We start from the raw sequence: 18,331 nt of genomic DNA on the forward strand, positions 1-18,331 counted from the left end.
GCTACGGCGCGAGCCACCGTCGCAGCGCGGCCTCGGACGCTCGCTCGGCCTCCGCCGCGGCGTCGCCGTCGTGGCTCGCGTCGTGGGTGTCACGGGTGTCGGCGATGTCGGCGGTGCGCACGGGGTCGCCGGTCACGATGTCGATCGGCGAGGTCGAGAGGTCATCGGCGTGCCATGCCTCGGCGGCCGCGCGCTGCTCGGGATCCCGCCCCGGCCCGGCGTCCCCGAGATCGATCTCGGCGGTGTCCTCGGGCTCGCGGTCAGCGGGATCACCGTCGGTCGAGACCCACAGCGATAGCTCCTCCGGGTCGTAGGCATCGGTGTGCATCGACGTGTCGACCGCCGCCGCCGACGCCTCGGGCATGCGGTCGAGAAGGGCGATGGCATCGTCGACGCCGAGCGCGGCATCCGTCACGATGTCGTCGCCGGCCACCCCCGTCGCCAGCGTCTCGAGCAGCTCGACCGCGTCGTCCACGACCTCGTCGCGTCCGGACTCGTGGCCGTGAACCAGCCACGACGCGAACTCCAGCTCGGCATACAGGCGGGCGCGCTCACGCGCGCGGGCGTCGGGGGCGCGCCCGCTGCCGGCGACGTACGCCGCGTAGACGTCGTCGGCCGCCGCAGGCGCGGAGGCCAGCCACTGCAGGTCGGTCGCCGGGTCGCCGACCGAGAGGCCGTGCCACTCGAGCAGACCGGTCACCTGCGGCACGCCGTCGACGTCCTCGAAGAGGAACGACGCCGCGCCCGCTCCGCCGAGCACGACGGCGGACTCGAAGCGCCACAGCTCGTCGTTGTCGATCGCGCGCTGCCAGCGATCGGCGAGCGCCACCGGCAGACGGCGAGTCGCCTGGGCGCGGTCCACCAGACGGCCGGTGTCGGTGCGGACCTGCTGCGGAGTGCGCACGGGCAGGCCCTCGGTGCGGACGATCGACAGCGGGAGGGCGTGCAGCGCCGCCAGTGCAGCGCCGAGCGACGTGGCGGCACCGCGGCCGGGCGGCAGGTGGGCGGCGTCGACGCGGTACCCCGGCAGGAAGTCGACGACCACGGCACGTGTGTCACCGAGGCCGGTCTCGCCGAGCAGCTCGGGAGCGCGGAAAGGCAGAAGGCCCCGCACGCCGGGCGTGAGGGCGCGCAGAGCGCGCACCTCGGCCGCGAGCTCCGGAGAGACGGCTGCGTCTGCGGGGACACGGACGACGACGCGGCGGCCGTCGTCGAGCTCGGCGACGGCGGAGTCGTAGCGCCCGACGGTGCCCTCGGTCAGTTCGCCGACCCCGACGACGCCGACCCGGGGCAGAGCCGATGTCACGGACGCGGCTAGAGTGAAGGGTGAGCGTGCCATGTGCCCAGGGTAGGTCGGTCACGCTCGTCCATCCCCGCGCCACGCCCTTGCTGGAGTTCCTCGATGACGGCGTCCGACAGCACGCGGCTCCCGCCGCTCGCCGCCGCAGCGGTCGACCGCGCGCCCGATGAGCGCGCGACGCCCGGTCTGATCGAGACCGCTCGAGCAGATGCCGCGACCCGGGTGCTCGTGCTCGCGGGCGACGCCGCCCCGCTCAACGGACCCGCCGACCTGCGCTGGGTCGCACCCGAGGCGGTCCCGCCCGGCGCGGAGTGGGCGTTCCTGGGCCGCGACGAGGCCGGCGGCGCGCTGCTGACCGCCGTGTTCGAGAAGGCCGAGGCGAAGCCGTTCGAGAACCCGGGTGGATGGGCCGGCCTGCGCGCGATCGGCGGCGCTCTGGCGCCGCACGACGCGGGGGCGTTCGTCGAGGCGCTGAGCCTGGGGCGCTGGCTGCTCGATGCCCGGTTCTGCCCCGCCTGCGGCGCCCTGACGATGCTCGCCGACGCCGGGTGGTCGCGCCGCTGCCCCTCGTGCGGCCGACAGCACTTCCCCCGCACGGATCCCGCGGTCATCGTCGCGATCACCAGCGCGCAGGATCCCGACCTGCTGCTGCTCGGGTCGAACGCCCTCTGGGGGGCGGAGCGCTTCTCGTGCTTCGCGGGTTTCGTCGAGGCGGGGGAGTCGCTCGAGGCGGCGGTTCAGCGAGAGGTCGCCGAGGAGTCCGGCATCCAGGTCGCGGCCGTGGAGTACCGCGGCTCGCAGGCGTGGCCGTATCCGCGGTCGCTCATGCTCGGGTTCCTCGCGACGGCTTCCGATGACGACGCCGCACGTGCCGACGGCGAGGAGATCGCCGCGGTGCGGTGGTTCACGCGCGACGCCATCGGGGCGGCGCTCGCGGGTGAGGGTGACGTGGTTCTTCCGGGCCGCGCCTCGATCGCCCACCGGCTGATCAGCGACTGGCACGCGGGGGTGGCATGAGCCGGGCGCTCGCGGGTCTCGATGAGAGCCAACTCGAAGCGGTGCGCTCGCTGCGCGGACCGCTCGTCGTGCTGGCCGGAGCCGGAACCGGAAAGACCCGTGTGATCACGCACCGGATCGCGCACGGCGTCGACACCGGCGCCTACTCGCCCGGACGTGTCATGGCGGTGACCTTCACCGCCAAGGCCGCGGGCGAGATGCGGGGCCGCCTGCGCGCGCTCGGTGTCGAGGGCGTCGCCGCGCGCACGTTCCACGCGGCCGCCCTTGCACAGCTGAACTACTTCTGGCCGACGCTCGCCGGCGACACCGCACCCGGCATCGTCGACAACAAGGTGCGGCTGCTCGCGCATGCGGCCGACGGCATCGGATTGAACCCCGATACCGCGACGCTGCGCGACGCCGCCAGCGCGATCGAGTGGCGCAAGGTGTCGATGCTGAGCATCGACGATTACGCGGCAGCCCGGCCGCAGGGCATCGGCCGCATGTCGGTCGACCAGGTCGTCGCACTCCAGCGGGCGTACGAGAAGCTCAAGGACGAGCGGCGACAGCTCGACTTCGAGGACGTCCTGCTCGCGTGCGCCGGCATGCTCGAGGCCGAGCCCCACGTCGCGCGCGCGGTGCGCGAGCAGTATCGCCATTTCACGGTCGACGAGTTCCAGGATGTCTCGCCGCTGCAGCATCGCCTGCTCGCGCTGTGGCTCGGCGACCGCCGCGACCTGTGCGTCGTGGGCGACGCGAGTCAGACGATCTACTCGTTCGCCGGTGCCGACGCGCGCTTCCTGCTCGAGTTCTCTGCACGGCATGACGATGCACGCATCGTGCGTCTCGAGACGAACTACCGATCGGATGCCGCGATCCTCGGCGTCGCCAACGAGCTCATGCGCGACCGCCCTGGCGCCCTGCACCTGGTCGCGGCACCGGGACGGCCCGCGGGAGCCGAGGCCCCCACGGTCGCCGCGTTCGTCGACGACGAGGAGGAGGCGCGCGCCGTCGCCGCGCGCATCTCGGCCCAGATCGCGTCGGGGATCGATCCGCGGCAGATCGCGGTGCTGTACCGGGCGCACGCCCAGTCGGCGGAACTCGTGCGGGCGCTCGCCGACGCGGGCATCGCGTCGACGGTGCTCGGCGGTCGCCGGTTCTTCGACCTGCCCGAAGTGCGGCAGGGGATCATGGCGCTGCGCGGGGCCTCCGTCGCGCCGATCGAGGGCGGGTTCGTCGACACCGTGCGCGACGTGCTGCGCTCGCTCGGTCTGACCGACGAGCCGCCGCAGGCGGGTGGTGCCCTCCGCGATGCGTGGGAGCTGCGAGCCGCGCTGCTGCGGCTCGCCGAGGAGGCGCCGCCGGGAACCACGCTGCGCGAGTTCACCGACGAGCTGACGGCTCGGGCGCGCAGCCACGACGAGCCCGCGCTGCGCACCGTGACACTCGCCACGATCCATGCCTCCAAGGGTCTGGAGTGGGATCACGTGCACCTCGTCGGCATGGCCGAGGGACTGCTGCCCATCGCCTACGCGACGACGTTCGAGCAGGTCGACGAGGAGCGGCGTCTCGCCTACGTCGGAATCACGCGGGCCGCGCGTACGCTCTCGGTGTCGTGGGCTCGAGGCGTGCGGGATCGCCAGCCGTCGCGCTTTCTGCGAGAGATCGGCAACGGCACTCTTCGTGCGGTCGGTGCTTCCGGACGCCCCGCCGCAGCGACCCGGCGTGGAGCGTCAGGGAGCGCGTCCTCCGGCGGGGCGGACACGACTCGGCGCCGGTGATCAACCGCGCGGCCACGATCCCCGCTTCCCACAGGGTCGAGGCGTCGACGGCGGGCAGCGGCCGCCCGAGAAGCTGCGCTGCGATGACCGGCCACGCCGGGTCGTCGTCGCGTCGGTGTGCGGCGACGCACGCCAGGCACGCGGTGGCCCCCGGCGTCACGTAGGGGCCGACCTCGGCGCCGGTGGCGGTGAGGACGACGGGGAGATGCGGACGGTCGTCGGCCATGAGCGCCGCGGCGAACGACGGGGCGACGAGATGATGTGCCACGACGACCACGGGCGCAGCGCCCGTGGGCGCTCCCGGCGGATCGAACGGATCTGCGGTCTCGACCTCGCACCCCGCCAGGCTGAGCGCAGCCGCCACCGCGTCGACATGCGCGCGCGGGACGTGGCCGGCCGCCTGCACGATCACGCGCGGGTGCGGGGGATCGGCCGACGCGAACACGTCGCCCATGTGCGAGACGAACTCCTCGGCGGCGCGGGGATCGGCACCGAGCGCGACGGCGAACGGGACCGCGGCCTGATCGGGGATGCCACGCTCGAACTCGCGTACGAGCCGTTGCTGCCAGGGCGCGGGGTCATCCAGCACGAGCACCGGCTCGCGCCCGAACTGAAGGGTCGTCGGTGTGCGCCACAGCGGGGGATGGGCGGGATCGATCCGGAGCATCCCCTGATTCTGATGACGCCGCGCCGCCGCCGGGAGGTTTCCACAGCCGCGGCCGCGACAGCCCGGTCACACGGCTTCTGGGGAGGAACGGGCGCCCGTGCTCACACCGGCCGGTGGTCGTCCGGCGCGGCGCCCTGGTCGTCGTCGCCGTCGTCCCGGGTGTCGTCGGCCTCGGCCCCCGTGTCACCGGCCGTTCCGGATTCGCCCTCGACCGGGGGGATCTCGCCGGCCAGAAGCCGCGCGAGCGCGTCGTCCAGCTCGTCGGGTGCCGGCTGCTCGCCGCGTGCACGCGCCTCCAGGCGCGCCACGAGGCCCGCGGGATCGTCGATGTCGGCCGCGCCGGGCATGAGGTCGGGGTAATCCCACAGTGCATCGCGGGCGGCCGGGCCGACGGCATCCGTCACCGCTCGCCACATCGCAGCAGCCTCACGCATCCGGCGCGGACGCAGCTCGAGCCCCACCAGCGAGCCGAGCGCGCGCTCGGCCGGGCCGCCGACGGCACGCCGGCGGCGAACCGCCTCGGCGATGCGGTCGGCCGAGGGGAGGCGTGACGTCGCCTGCTCGGTGACGACCTCGACCCAGCCCTCGATGGTGGCGAGGAGGTTCTCGAGGCGTGTGAGCGCCGCGTTCTGGGCCTCGGAGCGCGCGGGCAGCAGGGCGCCGCTCTCGAGCGCGCGGCGCAGCTCGTCGGGCTCCGACGGGTCGAAGCGGGACGCCAGGTCTTCGAGTGCGTCGGTGTCGACGTGGACGCCGCGCGCGAAGTCGGTCACCTGCGAGATGACGTGCAGGCGCAGCCACCGGGCGTGGCGGAACAGCCGCGCGTGCGCGAGCTCGCGCGTGGCGACGTAGAGCGCCAGCTGGTCGTCGGGCACCTCGAGGTCGCGCCCGAAGTCGGCGAAGTTCTGGGGGAGGATCGCAGCCTGGCCGTCGGGCATGAGCGGGATGCCCACGTCGCCGCCGCTCACCACCTCCTTCGAGAGGTTGCCCACGACCTGCCCAAACTGCGACGCGAAGAGCGACCCGCCGACGGTGCGCATGAGGCGACCGGCGCCTTGCACGAGGCCCTGCATGTCTTCGGGGGCGTTCTGGCCGAGCGCGGACGTCAGCGCATCGGCGATGCTCGTGGCGACCGGTTCGGCGAGCTGCTGCCACACCGGCATGGTCGCCTCGACCCAGCCGCCGCGGGTGAGGGTCTGTGGCTGCTCGGCGAGCTCCGAGATCGTGGTCGCCTCGCTCAGCCACAGCGACGCGAGCGCGAAGGCCTGATCGAGGTCGGTCCGCTGACCGGTGGTCACCCCGAGACCGTCCTGGTTGGCGATGTGAAGTGCCTGGCGCTGCGCGAGGTCCCATGAGATGCCGGTCTCGCCGCCGCCCGTGAACGCACCCTGGAGGTGCTGCATCACGGTCTGCATCATCGCCGGGTCGATGTTCATCCCCGACAGGGCGGAGAGCTGCTCGGGGTCGAGCCCACCGGATCCGCCGAACAGCTGGCGGATCAGCTCTTGGAACTCTTCCTCGGGACTGCGATCGTCGTCTGCCACTTCAGCCGCCTTTCAGCCGGTTCATGACGTCGCGCTCTACGCTAGTCGCAGCATCCATCGCACTCCCCGGCAGAGCCTCGAACGCCTTACGCCGGTCGCGAACGACCAGGCAGAGAGAGGTCCCGCGTGGCCCTGTTCGACGACAACGTCACGATCACGCCCGCACCGCGGCGTCGCATGTCGCGCGGCACGCTGGTCGGCGTCTGGGCGCTGGCCATCGCGCTCGTCGTCCTGCTGGTCATCACGTTCCTTCCCACGTCGTATGTGATCCAGCGCCCCGGCCCGGTGTACAACACCCTCGGCACGGCCGAGTCGGCCGACGGCGACGAGGTACCGCTCATCTCCGTCGAGGGTGCCGAGACCTTCGAGACGGACGGCGCGCTCGACCTCCTGACCGTGCAGGTCGTGGGCAACCGCGAGCGCACGCCGTCGTGGTTCGAGCTCGCGCTCGCGTGGTTCGACCCGAGCAAGGCCGTGCTGCCCCTCGACGCCGTGTTCCCCGAGGGCACGACCACCGAGGACCGCAACGCCGAGAGCGCGCAGATGATGGTCGACTCGCAGCAGGAGGCCACCGCCGCCGCCCTGACCGAGCTCGGCTACGACGTCGGCGCCCGGATCTCGGTGCACTCCATCCTCGAGGACTCGGCCGCCGAGGGCGTGCTCGAGGAGGAGGACGTGATCGTCGCCGCGGACGGCGAGCCGGCGACGGATGCCGCGGCCCTGCGGAAGATCGTGAACGACGCCGGCGGGGCTCCGGTCGAGCTGCTCATCGACCGCGACGGCGAAGAGCAGACCGTCTCCATCACGCCGAAGGAGACCGAGGTCGACGGCGAGACGACGCTGCTGCTCGGCGTCAACCTCATCACCGACTACGACTTCCCGATCGACGTCACGATCCAGCTCAACAACGTGGGCGGCCCGAGCGCCGGCATGATGTTCGCGCTCGGCATCATCGACACGCTCACGCCCGACCAGCTCAACGGCGGTCAGAACGTCGCGGGCACCGGGACGATCACGGCCGACGGCGAGGTGGGGCCGATCGGCGGCATCCGCCAGAAGCTGTTCGGTGCGAAGGATGCGGGCGCCGAGTGGTTCCTCGCACCGGAGGCGAACTGCGACGAGGTCGTGGGTCACGTCCCCGACGGTCTGCAAGTCTTCGCCGTCGAGACCCTCGACGACGCGCTGGACGCTCTGGAGGCCGTGCGCGCCGGCGGCGACGTCGATGCGCTGCCGACCTGCGCGGCGGGCTGATCCGGATCGCATGACCGCGAGCGGATGTTCGGGGAGTACGCCCAGGGCGGACTCGGCGGCCGCCCAGATCCGCGCGCCTAGGATGGGACGGTGACCACGACCTCGGCGCCGACCCCGGCCACACCCTCCCGCTCCCGACGTGTCATCGCGATCTCGCTCGCGATCATCGCCGCCCTCGTGGTGGCCTTCTTCGCGTTCGCCAACCTGTACGCCGACTTCCTCTGGTACGACCAGCTCGGATTCGACTCGGTCCTGATCACCCAGTGGGTCGCGCGCGTCGTGATGTTCGTCGTCGGCTTCCTCGGCATGGCGGTGCCCGTGTGGCTCGCCATCCAGCTGGCCTACCGACTCCGGCCGGTCTACGCGCGGCTGAGCTCTCAGCTGGACCGCTACCAGGAGGTCGTCGAGCCGCTGCGTCGCCTCGCCATGTGGGGGATTCCCGTCTTCTTCGGCTTCTTCGCCGGGTTCGCGGCATCCGCACAGTGGGAGACGACCTGGCTGTGGTTCAACGGCGTCGCCACCGATGTCGTCGACCCCGAGTTCGGCCTCGACACGGGCTTCTACCTCTTCGCCATGCCGTTCTACAGCGCGCTCGTCGGCTTCGTGTCGGCCGTGCTGCTGGTGTGCCTCCTCGTCACCGCGCTGGTGTCGTACCTGTACGGCTCGGTGCGGGTCGGTCAGCGCGAGCTGCGCATCTCGAAGTCGGCGCGCATCCAGCTCGCGGTGATCGCGGGCCTCTACCTGCTGGTGCAGGGCGCGAGCCTGTGGCTCGACCGCTACAAGACGCTCGTCGAGCCGGGCGACCGCATCACCGGCCCGGGCTACACCGGCGTGAACGCGATCATCCCCGGCCAGACGATCCTCGCGTTCGCCGCGGTCATCGTCGCCCTCCTCTTCTTCGTCACGGCGATCATCGGTCGCTGGCGCTACCCGCTCATCGCCACGGCCCTCCTCGTGGTCTCGGCGATCGTGCTGGGCATCGGCTACCCGTGGGTCGTCAACACGTTCCAGGTGCAGCCCAACCGCTTCGCCCTCGAGCAGGAGTACTACCAGCGGAACGTCGACATGACCCACGCGGCGTACGGCGTGGACGGTCTGGAGAAGCAGGACTTCCAGGCGGTGACGGATGCCGAGGCCGGCCAGCTGCGCGAGGATGCGGCCACGACCGCCCAGATCCGCATCATGGACCCGGCGATCATCTCGCCGACGGTGCGTCAGCTCGAGCAGTATCGCGGGTACTACCAGTTCCAGAACCCGCTCGACGTCGACCGCTACGACATCGACGGCGTCTCGCAGGACACCGTGGTCTCGGTGCGTGAGCTCGATCTCGCAGAGCTCGGCGCCGCGGCCGACTGGCAGAACTCCGCGGTCGTCTACACGCACGGCTACGGTCTCGTGGCGGCGAAGGGCAACGACCGCACGGGCGACGGCGACCCGGTCTTCCTCGAGCGCGGCATCCCGGCCTCCGGCTTCCTGTCGGATCAGGAGGACTTCCAGCCGCGCGTGTACTTCGGCGAGTACTCGCCGACGTACTCGATCGTCGGAGCGCCCGAAGGGGCCGAACCGGTCGAACTCGACTACCCGACCGGCGGTGACGGCGGCGGCGAGGTCAAGACGACGTTCGTGGGCGACGGCGGGCCGAGCATCGGCAGCGTCTTCAACCGGCTGATCTACGCCCTCAAGTTCCAGGCGGAGCAGATCCTCTTCTCGGACTATGTGAACGAGGACTCGCAGATCCTCTACGATCGCGACCCGCTGACCCGCGTGCAGAAGGTCGCGCCCTACCTGACGCTCGACAGCGACCCGTACCCGAGCGTGGTCGACGGCCGGATCGTGTGGATCATCGACGGCTACACGCTGAGCGCCAACTACCCGTACTCGTCGACCGTGAGCCTCGCCTCGGCGATCTCCGACTCGTCGAACCCGGCGCCGCGCTTCGCGCTCGACGACATCAACTACATCCGCAACTCGGTGAAGGCCACGGTCGACGCCTACGACGGCTCGGTCACGCTCTACGCGTGGGACGAGGAGGACCCGGTCCTGCAGTCGTGGCAGAACGTGTACCCGACCACGGTCGAGCCCATCAGCGAGATGTCGGCCGAGCTCATGAGCCACGTGCGCTATCCGACCGACCTGTTCAAGGTGCAGCGCACAGTGCTCGGCATCTACCACGTCGACGACGCCCGCTCGTTCTACCAGAGCGACAACCGCTGGCAGACGCCGAACGACCCGCAGGCCGACTCGCAGCTGCAGCCGCCGTACTACCTGACGATGCAGATGCCGGGGCAGGACAACCCGACGTACTCGATGTTCACGTCATTCATCCCGTCGTCGACGGGCGGGAACGCGCGCAACGTCCTGATGGGCTACCTCGCGGTCGACTCGAACGCCGGAGCCGAGGCGGGCAAGAAGGCCGCCGACTACGGCAAGCTGCGGATGCTGGTGATCGACGCCGACACGACGGTGCCCGGTCCCGGCCAGGTGCAGAACACCTTCAACGCCGATCCGCTGGTGTCGTCGCAGATCAACCTGCTGAAGCAGGGTCAGTCCGACGTGCTCAACGGAAACCTGCTGACCCTTCCGGTCGGCGGCGGACTGCTCTACGTGCAGCCGGTCTTCGTCCAGTCGTCGGGTGCCACCAAGCTCCCCACCCTGCAGAAGGTGCTGGTGTCGTTCGGCAATGACATCGCCTTCGAGGACACCCTCAACGAGGCGCTGGACGCCCTGTTCGGCGGCGATTCCGGAGCGGCCGCCGGCGATGACGACGTCGCGCCGACGCCGGGGGCAACGCCGACGCCGGGGACGACCCCGACGCCGGGCGCCACCCCCGAGCCGGAGACGCCCGAGGTGCCGTCCGACGAGTACCAGGCGGCGCTCCAGGACGCGCAGGAGGCGATGCTGGCCCGTGAGGCGGCCCTGAAGGCCGGCGATCTTGCCGCCTTCGCCGAGGCCGATGAGAAGCTCACGGCGGCCGTCGAGAAGCTCATCGAGCTCGGCGCGCTCGAGCCGTAGACCGTCTGTCGCTCACCTCTCACGACACGCCGTCGGATGGCGCACATCGTGACAGGTGAGCAGCTCGCCCAGACCCCGCGGTCAGTCGGTCAGCAGCCAGAACCAGATGAGCAGCAGCGTGACGACGAACCCGGCGAACTGGTTGAGCCACAGGAAGCGGCCCCAGCCGCGCGTGGCGGTGTCGGCGGTCTCGTCGGTCACATCGCGGTAGGGCCACACGGTGACGAGATACGGCACCGCGACGAGGGCGGCGAGCGGCCCGGGCCAGGCCGTGAGCAGCATGACGAGGCCCGACGCCGCGTAGCAGGCGAGGGCGAACCAGACGGTCCAGCGCGCACCCCGAGCCGTCGCGATCGAGGAGATCCCGGCCGCGCGGTCGGCTTCGACATCCTGCACCGCCCCGAACGCATGCGAGGCAACGCCCCACAGTGCGAACGCGACGATGACCGCGGCGAGCTGCCAGGTCCACTCGGCTCCGGCGAGCACGAGCCCGTACACGGCGGGGGAGAAGAAGTGGATGCTGCTCGTCAGCGAGTCCGCGAAGGGGACCTCCTTCAGCCGCAGCGGCGGCGCACTGTAGAACACGACGAAGAAGAGGCTCGCCGCGAGCACCGCCCACGACGCAGGGGAGCCCACGATGACGAGGTAGACGACGAACGGCAGGCACGACAGGCCGGCCGCCCACAGCGTGATCGGATGCATGCGCCGGTCGAGGACGGCGCCGTGCGCGCCGCCCTTGCGCGGATTGCGCAGGTCGGACTCGTAGTCGAACACGTCGTTGATCCCGTACATCGCGAGGTTGTACGGGATGAGGAAGAAGATCGTGCCGATCACCAGCGTGACGTCGATATCGCGCGTGGTGAGCAGGTACGCCGCCGCGAACGGGTACGCGGTGTTGATCCAGCTCACCGGTCGCGACGAGACGAACAGCTCGCGGATCACCGTGCCCGTGCGCAGAGGTGGTGCATCGGTCATGCCCGCTCCTTCGGCGTCAGCAGCGTGAAGACGGCGGGAATGAGGAAGGCCGCGCACACCGCGTACGAGAAGTCCTCGATGGGCGCCAGCCCGATCCGCAGTCCGCTGAGGTGCTCGGGAGGGTATGTGAACAGCCCCGCCGCGATCATCAGGTTGTCGAACACCGCGGTGAGCAGGACGAGCGCGGCGGCGGCCAGCCCCGACGCCGCCATGCGCCTCGCGAAGCGCGGCCGTCGGGCGGTGGCGCCCACGACCGCCGCCGTGACGACGGTGAACGGCAGGACGATCAGCGCATAGGTCATGTCGCCTCCTGCCGGTCCAGGCGCTGCGCGCGACGAGAGAGCACACGCACGGCGCCCGCGTGCAGGACGAGCGCCAGGTAGCAGAGGAAGGCGAGGAAGAACGGCTCCTCGAGGGGGAGATGCGGCGCGAGATCGATCCCGATCAGCAGCGGACTGTCCCCCTTCACGAACACGCCCGTGGCGATCCCGACGGCGTCCCACGCGACGAAGAACGCCGTGCCGATGGCGACGGCGGCGGCGGCGCGACCGGGGGTCGCCCACGCGGCGAGTCGCCAGCGGCGATCCAGGAGCGCGACGCCGGCGGCCGAGACGAGGATCGCGGCCAGGTACAGTCCCGGCACGTCACACCCTCGCGGGTTCGGCGATTGGTCCCGGGGTGCGATCGCCCCGCAGCCGCTTCACGACGAGCTCCGCCGAGATGAGGCACATCGGCAGGCCGATGCCGGGCAGGGCCGAGCCGCCCGCATAGGAGAGCCCCGCGACCTTGCGCGACGCGTTGCGCGGACGGAACAACGCACTCTGCCCGAGCGTGTGCGCGAGGCCGAGCGCGTTGCCGCGCCACGCGTTGAGGTCGTCCGCGAAGTCTCCCGGCGCGATGGTGCGGCGCACGACGATGCGGTCCGCCAGGTCGGGGATGTCGCACCACGACGCCAGCTGCTCTATCACGCGGTCGGCCGCCGTCTCGATGCGTGCGTCGCCGTCACCACTCTCTCCGCCGCGGCCGAGCGACGGGTCGGCCGGCACGGGGACGAGGACGAAGAGGTTCTCGTGCCCGGCGGGTGCGACGGTCGGATCGGTGGCGCTCGGGCGGCAGACGTACAGCGACGCCGGGTCGGAGATCTTCGGGTGCGCGCCGAAGATGTCGTCGAAGTTCGAACGCCAGTCGTCGGTGAAGAGGAGGGTGTGGTGCGCGAGCTGGGGGAGCGAGCCCTCCACGCCGAGCAGCAGGAGGAGTGCCCCGGGGCTGGGTTCCTTCTTGGCCCACCACGATTCGGGGTAGCTCTGCAGCCCGGGCGCGACGAGGGCGGTCTCGGTGTGGTGCAGGTCGGCCGCCGACACGACGAGGTCGGCCTCGACGCGGCGCCCGTCGGCGAGCATGACGCCGGTCGCGGTGGCACCGGTCGTGTCGATCGAGACGACGCGCGCGCCGGTCTCGATGACGGCTCCGGATGCCACGGCCAGGCGCTCGATCGCGCGGATGATCTCGATGAAGCCGCCGCGCGGGTAGAGCACGCCCTCGTCGAGGTCGAGGTGGCTCATCAGGTGGTACAGGCTCGGCACGCCGTATGGCGACCCGCCCAGGAACACGGCCGGGTACCCGAGGATCTGGCGCAGCCGCGGGTCGGCGAACCGGCGGTCCACGTGCGAGGCGAGGCTTCTGGTGAGGAGCGGCGCGAGCTGCGGCACGCGGCGGAGCAGCGCGGGGTCGCGCAGACCTGCCGTGGTCTCGTACGTGTCGTAGAGGAAGCGGGTGACGGCGAGATCATACGCATCGCCGGCCGAGTCGAGGTACGCGCTCAGCTTCGCGCCGGCGCCGGGCTCGACGCTCTCGAAGAGCGCGGTCGCGGCCTCGCGCCCCGAGCGCACGTCCAGCGGTGCCCGCCCGGTGGCGGGGTCGGAGTAGACGCGGTACGCGGGGTCGAGCGGCACGAGGTCGAGCTCGCGCTCGGCGGTCGTGCCGAGCAGGCGGAAGAAGTGGTCGAAGACCTCGGGCATGAGGTACCAGCTCGGCCCGGTGTCGAACCGGAATCCGTCCTGGTCCCACGATCCGGCGCGGCCGCCCACGACGTCGCGCGCCTCGAAGACCGTGACGTCCCACCCTTCCACGCCGAGGAGGGCCGCGGTGGCGAGTCCGGCGATGCCGCCACCCACGACCACCGCGCGTCGGCGCGCGAAGGGCCCGGCTCCGCCGCTCATGCGCGCACCTCGCGCGGAGCGAAGCCGAGCCAGGCGCGTGCGGCGAGACGGGCCTTGACCGGGTCGGGCACGCGTACCCGCCCTCCTGCCGCGGCGGAGCGGCGGAGCCGCGTCGAGAGCTCGGCGAACAGATCGTGCGCGGCGGTCACCGCCCGGCGGCAGTCGGCGGGAAGCTTCGGGATGACGGCCGCGGCGACCGCGAGGTCGGCATCGATCCGGTCGAGGACTGCGGCGCGCGATACTCCGCCGGTCTCCAGGCCGAGGTAGTCGCGACCGAGCGCGGACGCGTCGTGGTCGAGGTCGCGCAGGAAGTTGACGTCCTGGAACGCGGCGCCCAGGCGTCGTGCACCGTCGACCAGCTCCGGAGAGGGGGTGACCGGATGCGGTGCCCCCGCGTTCACGAACACGTGCAGGCACATCAGGCCGACGACCTCCGCGGAGCCGTACACATAGGCGTCGTGCGACGCGTCGTCGTGACGGCTCGTCGAGAGGTCGGTGCGCATCGAGGCGAAGAAGGGACGGATCAGTTCGCCGTCGATGCCGCACTCACGCGCCGTCCGGGCGAACGCGTGCACGACCAGGTTCGCGCTGAATCCGCGCTCGACGGCGGCGAGCGTCTCGGCCTCCAGGTCGTCGAGGACGGCTCCTGCCTGTGCGGGGGAGAGCCCGGCGGCCTCAGCGGGGCCGTCCACGATCTCGTCGGCGACGCGCACGAGGGCGTAGACGGTGCGCACGTGCGGCCGCGGCCGCGGTCCGAGCAGGCGGCACGCCAGGCTGAACGACGTCGAATACCGCGAGATGACGGTGGCCGCGGCATCCCGAGCCGTGCGGTCGTACAGGTCGAGGCCCGTCTCACGCGCGGTCACGGCATGCGCCCTTCGACGCCGTCTGCCAGATCCCGGAGCAGCGACCCGACCGCGGCCGGAAGGGCCGGCTCGCGCGACGCGGTGCGCACCCGATCGAGGGTGTCGGAGATCAGGCTGCGCAGACGCACGGGGGCGCCGCTCTCGAGCAGGGCGACCTGCGCGTCGCGCACGGCGATGGGGCCGGTGTGCGCGACGGCGAGTGCTTCGTTCACCTTCGGCCACGACGATGATTCGCGCGCGAGGGCGACGAGCGGCGTGCGCTTGGACTCGCGCAGATCACCGCCCGTCTCCCGGCCGGCCTGCTCGGCCGAGCCGAAGGCGCCGATGAGGTCGTCCACGAGCTGGAACGCGAGACCGAGCGACCCGCCCGCGGTGGACAGCACGCTGCGTGCCTCGTCGCCGACGCCGGCGAGCACGGCCCCGGCCTGCAGCGGCGCCTGGAACGAGTACACCGCCGTCTTGTTGAACGCGGCGTCGAGGATGTCGTCCTGCGATGCGTGCTCAGGCACCACGGCGTGCGTCACGTCGGCCAGCTCTCCCGCCGCCGACACGTAGACCGCGTCATCGAGGAGCCCGTGAAGCTGCTCGCGCGCGACCGGATCCACCTCGGCGAACGCGACGAGGCGGAAGGCCTCGTGCAGCAGGAGATCGCCGGCGAGGATGGCGGCCGCGTCCCCGAGAACCGCCGCGCCCGCGGCATCCGCTCCCTGCACGCGGGCGTGCTCGCGGAACTCGCCGGCCACATTCAGGATGCCGCGGCGTTCGGTGTCGTGGTCGATCACGTCGTCGTGCACGACGAAAGCGGCGTGCAGCAGCTCGAACGCGGCGGCGACGGGGTACAGGCTCGGTGTCGCATCCGGATCGCCGCCGAACGCGCCGAAAGAGGCGGCGACGAGCGCGGGGCGGAATCGTTTGCCTCCGCGCGAGGCCCGCGCCACGGCGTCGCCCAGGGCGCCGAAGCCCGCGCCCAGCGTCCTCGCGCGGGTGACGATGCGGTCGAGCGAGGCGTCGATCGCCGCATCCACACGGGGATCGGGGGACAGGGTGATCATGATGCGCGGCGACGCTGGGCGACGGTGTCGAAGAGGTGCAGCTGCTCGGCCTGCAGCACGAGCCAGGGGCTGAACGCCCAGGGAGTCGTCTGCAGGGATGCCGCGAGCTCGGCGGGCTCCACCCAGCGGGCGTCCACCACCTCGAGGGGGTTGAGGACCGGCTCGTCGTACGTCAGCGCGGTGTACACCGGGCACACCTCGTGCTCCACGATGCCGTTGGCATCGGTCGCGCGGTAGCGGAAGAGCGGCAGGGCGAGCTCGATGTCGGTGAGGCTGATGCCCAGTTCGAACTCGGCACGGCGGTGCACCGCGGCGAGCACGGGCTCGGCCGGCTTCGGGTGGCCGCAGAACGAGTTGCTCCAGACGCCCGGCCAGGCTTGCTTGTCGAGCGCCCGGCGCGTCACCAGCACCAGGCCGTCGGGATTGACGACGTGGCACGAGAATGCGAGGTGGAGGGCCGTGTCGGTCCCGTGAACGCTGCTCTTGGGAGCCGTGCCGATCGCCCTGCCCTCGTCATCGAGAAGAACCACGTGGTCGGCATCGGTCATGGGATCCTCCTTGGAATTCGCTAGTTTAGCTAGCGATTGTCGTGTCCCGATGATACAAGGGTAGGGAAGGGGTGTCCACATGGCGCACGAGTGGTATCCGCAGTCCCCGCACGATAGGGCCGTTCTCGAGGTTCTGCAGGCTGTGCGCGCCTTCAGCGACGCGATGGACCGCATGCACGGCGGGATGAAGGACGACATGGAGATGAATGCGTCCGACCTCTCGGCGCTGCGCATGCTCATCATGCGCGAGCAGCGAGGAGAGTCCGTCAGTCCGCACGACGTGGCCGCGCACCTGAAGATCTCCACCGCGTCGACGACGAAGCTGCTCGATCGGCTGACGGTCTCCGGGCATGTCGAGCGCCGTCCGCACCCGAGCGACCGGCGGGCGCGGGTGATCGTGCTCACGGACGAGTCCCGCCGGACGTTCTTCCGGCACTTCGGCGAGCGACTGCAGGCGATGAGGAGCGTGGTGACCACGTACTCGGACGAAGAACTGGCCGTCATCGCGCGGTTCCTGGACGAGCTCGGCGCCGTTCTGCAACGGGAGTGAGCGCCGGCGGAGAAACGAAGAAGGACTCTCCGAAACCGGAGAGTCCTTCTTCTTCTTGTTGCGGGGACAGGATTTGAACCTGCGACCTCTGGGTTATGAGCCCAGCGAGCTACCGAGCTGCTCCACCCCGCGGCACAAGAAGAAAGCCTAGCACGGTTTCGGAGAGGGTCGCGACGCGGGGCCGGTTCGCTTGCCGCCGGACGCGGTGGGGCGGGAGGATGAACGCATGCCACCGCCGCGCGACGACGACACGCACGACGACTTCGACGACGGCCGTGACGAGACCCCGACGGAACGGGCCGATCGCAACTGGAACGAAGTGCTGCAGGAACTGCGCGTTCTGCAGACGGGCACCCAGATCCTCACCGGCTTCCTGCTCGCCCTCGCCTTCCAGCCGGCGTTCGCCGATCTGACGGAGGGGCAGCGCACCATCTATCTGACGCTCGTCGTGATCTCGGCACTGAGCGCCATCATCGCGCTCGCACCGGTCGCGCTCCACCGGGTGCTCTTCCAGCAGCGGGCCAAGGCGGCGGTGGTCACGTACGGCCATGCCGCCCTCATCACCGCCCTGTTCACGGTGTCGATCCTCGTCGTCGGGGTGGTGGCCTTCGTGTTCGACGTCGTCGTCGGGGATGCCGCCGCGTGGACGGCGCTCGCGATCCTGAGCGTGCTGATCATCCTGCTGTGGCTCATCGCGCCCGCGATCATCCGCGCGCGCGTCGGTGACGGCGACGGCGTCGGCCGGAGGTGGCGTTCATGACCGCCGCCGACGATCTGGGCATCGCGGTCGCCCAGTTCTCCCCGGCCGCCGACACCGAGGCGAACCTCGCCGTCATCGCTCAACTCACCGCCACGGCGGCAGCCCGCGGCGCTCGGGTCGTGGTCTTCCCCGAGTACTCCAGCTACTTCGTCGACCCCTTCGACGCCTCGCTGGCCGAGCACGCGCAAGACGTCGACGGGCCGTTCGTCCGCCGGCTCACCGAGATCGCCGCCCAACACGGTGTGCACCTCGTCGCGGGACTCCTCGAGCGAGCCGACGACGAACGTCGCGTGCGAAACACCGTCGTCGCGGTGGACGGCGGCGGGCTCCTGGCGAGCTATCGCAAGCTGCACCTCTACGACGCGTTCGGCCAGCGCGAGTCGGACTGGGTCGAGCCCGGCGTGGTCGGCACGCCCGAGACGTTCGACCTGGGCGGCCTGCGTTTCGGTCTCATGACCTGCTACGACCTGCGCTTCCCCGAGGTGGGCCGGCTGCTCGTCGACGCGGGAGCCGACGTCTTCCTCGTTCCCGCGGAGTGGGTGCGCGGCCCGCTCAAGGAGCACCACTGGCGCACCCTGCTGCATGCGCGGGCGATCGAGAACACGGTGTTCGTCGCCGCAGCCGATCACCCACCGCCGCTCGGCGTGGGCAACTCGATGATCGTCGACCCGCAGGGCGTGGAACTCGCCGCGGTCGGCACGGCGACCGACGTCGCCGTCGCACACCTCGATCCGGTCGCGGTCGAACGCGTGCGCCGCGTCAACCCGGCGCTCCGTCTGCGTCGCCTCGCGGTGACGCCGCGCGACGGCTGAC

Annotated in this window: 16 protein-coding genes and 1 tRNA gene; 7 read left to right on the forward strand and 10 right to left on the reverse strand. The window is 71.3% G+C overall.

Going from position 1 to position 18,331, the window contains the following annotated elements; translation table 11 throughout:
• Position 1: 1 nt before the first annotated feature.
• Positions 2–1,339: a phosphotransferase gene (locus ACFC1W_RS14825; protein WP_375994067.1), complete on the reverse strand. Its 1,338-nt coding sequence runs from the start codon at positions 1,337–1,339 to the stop codon at positions 2–4.
• Positions 1,340–1,402: 63 nt separating this feature from the next.
• Here ACFC1W_RS14825 and nudC point away from each other — a divergent pair, with 63 nt between their 5' ends.
• Positions 1,403–2,317, forward strand: a complete 915-nt coding sequence (gene nudC / locus ACFC1W_RS14830; protein ID WP_375994070.1) for an NAD(+) diphosphatase — start codon at positions 1,403–1,405, stop codon at positions 2,315–2,317.
• The gene (locus tag ACFC1W_RS14835; protein WP_375994073.1) at positions 2,314–4,077 is read left to right on the forward strand and encodes an ATP-dependent helicase; all 1,764 of its coding nucleotides are present in this window, start codon (positions 2,314–2,316) and stop codon (positions 4,075–4,077) included. The genes nudC and ACFC1W_RS14835 overlap by 4 nt, the downstream gene beginning before the upstream one ends.
• Positions 4,078–4,845: 768 nt before the next feature.
• Here ACFC1W_RS14835 and ACFC1W_RS14840 read toward each other — a convergent pair.
• Positions 4,846–6,285 carry a zinc-dependent metalloprotease gene (locus ACFC1W_RS14840; protein WP_375994076.1) on the reverse strand — a complete coding sequence of 480 codons (1,440 nt, stop codon included), beginning with the start codon at positions 6,283–6,285 and terminating at the stop codon, positions 4,846–4,848.
• A gap of 126 nt (positions 6,286–6,411) precedes the next feature.
• Here ACFC1W_RS14840 and ACFC1W_RS14845 point away from each other — a divergent pair, with 126 nt between their 5' ends.
• Positions 6,412–7,536: a PDZ domain-containing protein gene (locus tag ACFC1W_RS14845; protein ID WP_375994079.1), complete on the forward strand. Its 1,125-nt coding sequence runs from the start codon at positions 6,412–6,414 to the stop codon at positions 7,534–7,536.
• A 90-nt stretch (positions 7,537–7,626) separates the two neighbouring features.
• Positions 7,627–10,548, forward strand: coding sequence for a UPF0182 family protein (locus ACFC1W_RS14850; RefSeq protein WP_375994081.1), 2,922 nt, complete (start codon positions 7,627–7,629; stop codon positions 10,546–10,548).
• 81 nt (positions 10,549–10,629) lie between these two features.
• On the opposite strand, the gene ACFC1W_RS14855 is transcribed toward ACFC1W_RS14850, so the two are convergent.
• From ACFC1W_RS14855 to idi, 7 genes are read right to left on the reverse strand one after another with little or no spacing between them, the layout of a single operon-like run.
• Entirely contained in the window at positions 10,630–11,523 is an 894-nt protein-coding gene (locus ACFC1W_RS14855; RefSeq protein ID WP_375994084.1) for a prenyltransferase, read from the reverse strand.
• On the reverse strand, positions 11,520–11,825 hold the full coding sequence (locus ACFC1W_RS14860; RefSeq protein WP_375994086.1) for a lycopene cyclase domain-containing protein: 306 nt from the start codon (positions 11,823–11,825) through the stop codon (positions 11,520–11,522). Before ACFC1W_RS14860 ends, ACFC1W_RS14855 begins: the two co-directional genes overlap by 4 nt.
• Positions 11,822–12,166: a lycopene cyclase domain-containing protein gene (locus ACFC1W_RS14865; protein ID WP_375994089.1), complete on the reverse strand. Its 345-nt coding sequence runs from the start codon at positions 12,164–12,166 to the stop codon at positions 11,822–11,824. Before ACFC1W_RS14865 ends, ACFC1W_RS14860 begins: the two co-directional genes overlap by 4 nt.
• A gap of 1 nt (position 12,167) precedes the next feature.
• Positions 12,168–13,742 (reverse strand): phytoene desaturase family protein, encoded by a 1,575-nt coding sequence (crtI, locus tag ACFC1W_RS14870; protein ID WP_375994091.1) that lies wholly within the window; start codon positions 13,740–13,742, stop codon positions 12,168–12,170.
• Positions 13,739–14,608 (reverse strand): phytoene/squalene synthase family protein, encoded by an 870-nt coding sequence (locus ACFC1W_RS14875; protein ID WP_375994093.1) that lies wholly within the window; start codon positions 14,606–14,608, stop codon positions 13,739–13,741. Before ACFC1W_RS14875 ends, crtI begins: the two co-directional genes overlap by 4 nt.
• The gene (locus ACFC1W_RS14880; protein ID WP_375994096.1) at positions 14,605–15,660 is read right to left on the reverse strand and encodes a polyprenyl synthetase family protein; all 1,056 of its coding nucleotides are present in this window, start codon (positions 15,658–15,660) and stop codon (positions 14,605–14,607) included. The genes ACFC1W_RS14875 and ACFC1W_RS14880 overlap by 4 nt, the downstream gene beginning before the upstream one ends.
• Complete coding sequence (gene idi / locus ACFC1W_RS14885; protein WP_241110252.1) at positions 15,657–16,208, reverse strand: isopentenyl-diphosphate Delta-isomerase; 552 nt, start codon at positions 16,206–16,208, stop codon at positions 15,657–15,659. The genes ACFC1W_RS14880 and idi overlap by 4 nt, the downstream gene beginning before the upstream one ends.
• Positions 16,209–16,287: 79 nt before the next feature.
• On the opposite strand from idi, the gene ACFC1W_RS14890 reads away from it, so the two are divergent.
• Positions 16,288–16,758 (forward strand): MarR family winged helix-turn-helix transcriptional regulator, encoded by a 471-nt coding sequence (locus ACFC1W_RS14890; protein ID WP_375994100.1) that lies wholly within the window; start codon positions 16,288–16,290, stop codon positions 16,756–16,758.
• 58 nt (positions 16,759–16,816) lie between these two features.
• On the opposite strand, the gene ACFC1W_RS14895 is transcribed toward ACFC1W_RS14890, so the two are convergent.
• Positions 16,817–16,890 (reverse strand) — tRNA-Met (locus ACFC1W_RS14895).
• 94 nt (positions 16,891–16,984) lie between these two features.
• On the opposite strand from ACFC1W_RS14895, the gene ACFC1W_RS14900 reads away from it, so the two are divergent.
• Together ACFC1W_RS14900 and ACFC1W_RS14905 are read left to right on the forward strand one after the other, a co-directional pair.
• Positions 16,985–17,518 (forward strand): DUF6328 family protein, encoded by a 534-nt coding sequence (locus ACFC1W_RS14900; RefSeq protein WP_375994102.1) that lies wholly within the window; start codon positions 16,985–16,987, stop codon positions 17,516–17,518.
• Complete coding sequence (locus ACFC1W_RS14905; RefSeq protein ID WP_375994105.1) at positions 17,515–18,330, forward strand: carbon-nitrogen hydrolase family protein; 816 nt, start codon at positions 17,515–17,517, stop codon at positions 18,328–18,330. The genes ACFC1W_RS14900 and ACFC1W_RS14905 overlap by 4 nt, the downstream gene beginning before the upstream one ends.
• Position 18,331 lies beyond the last annotated feature (1 nt).

The sequence above is a fragment of the Microbacterium sp. NPDC056003 genome (assembly GCF_042274785.1).
Lineage (GTDB): Bacteria > Actinomycetota > Actinomycetes > Actinomycetales > Microbacteriaceae > Microbacterium.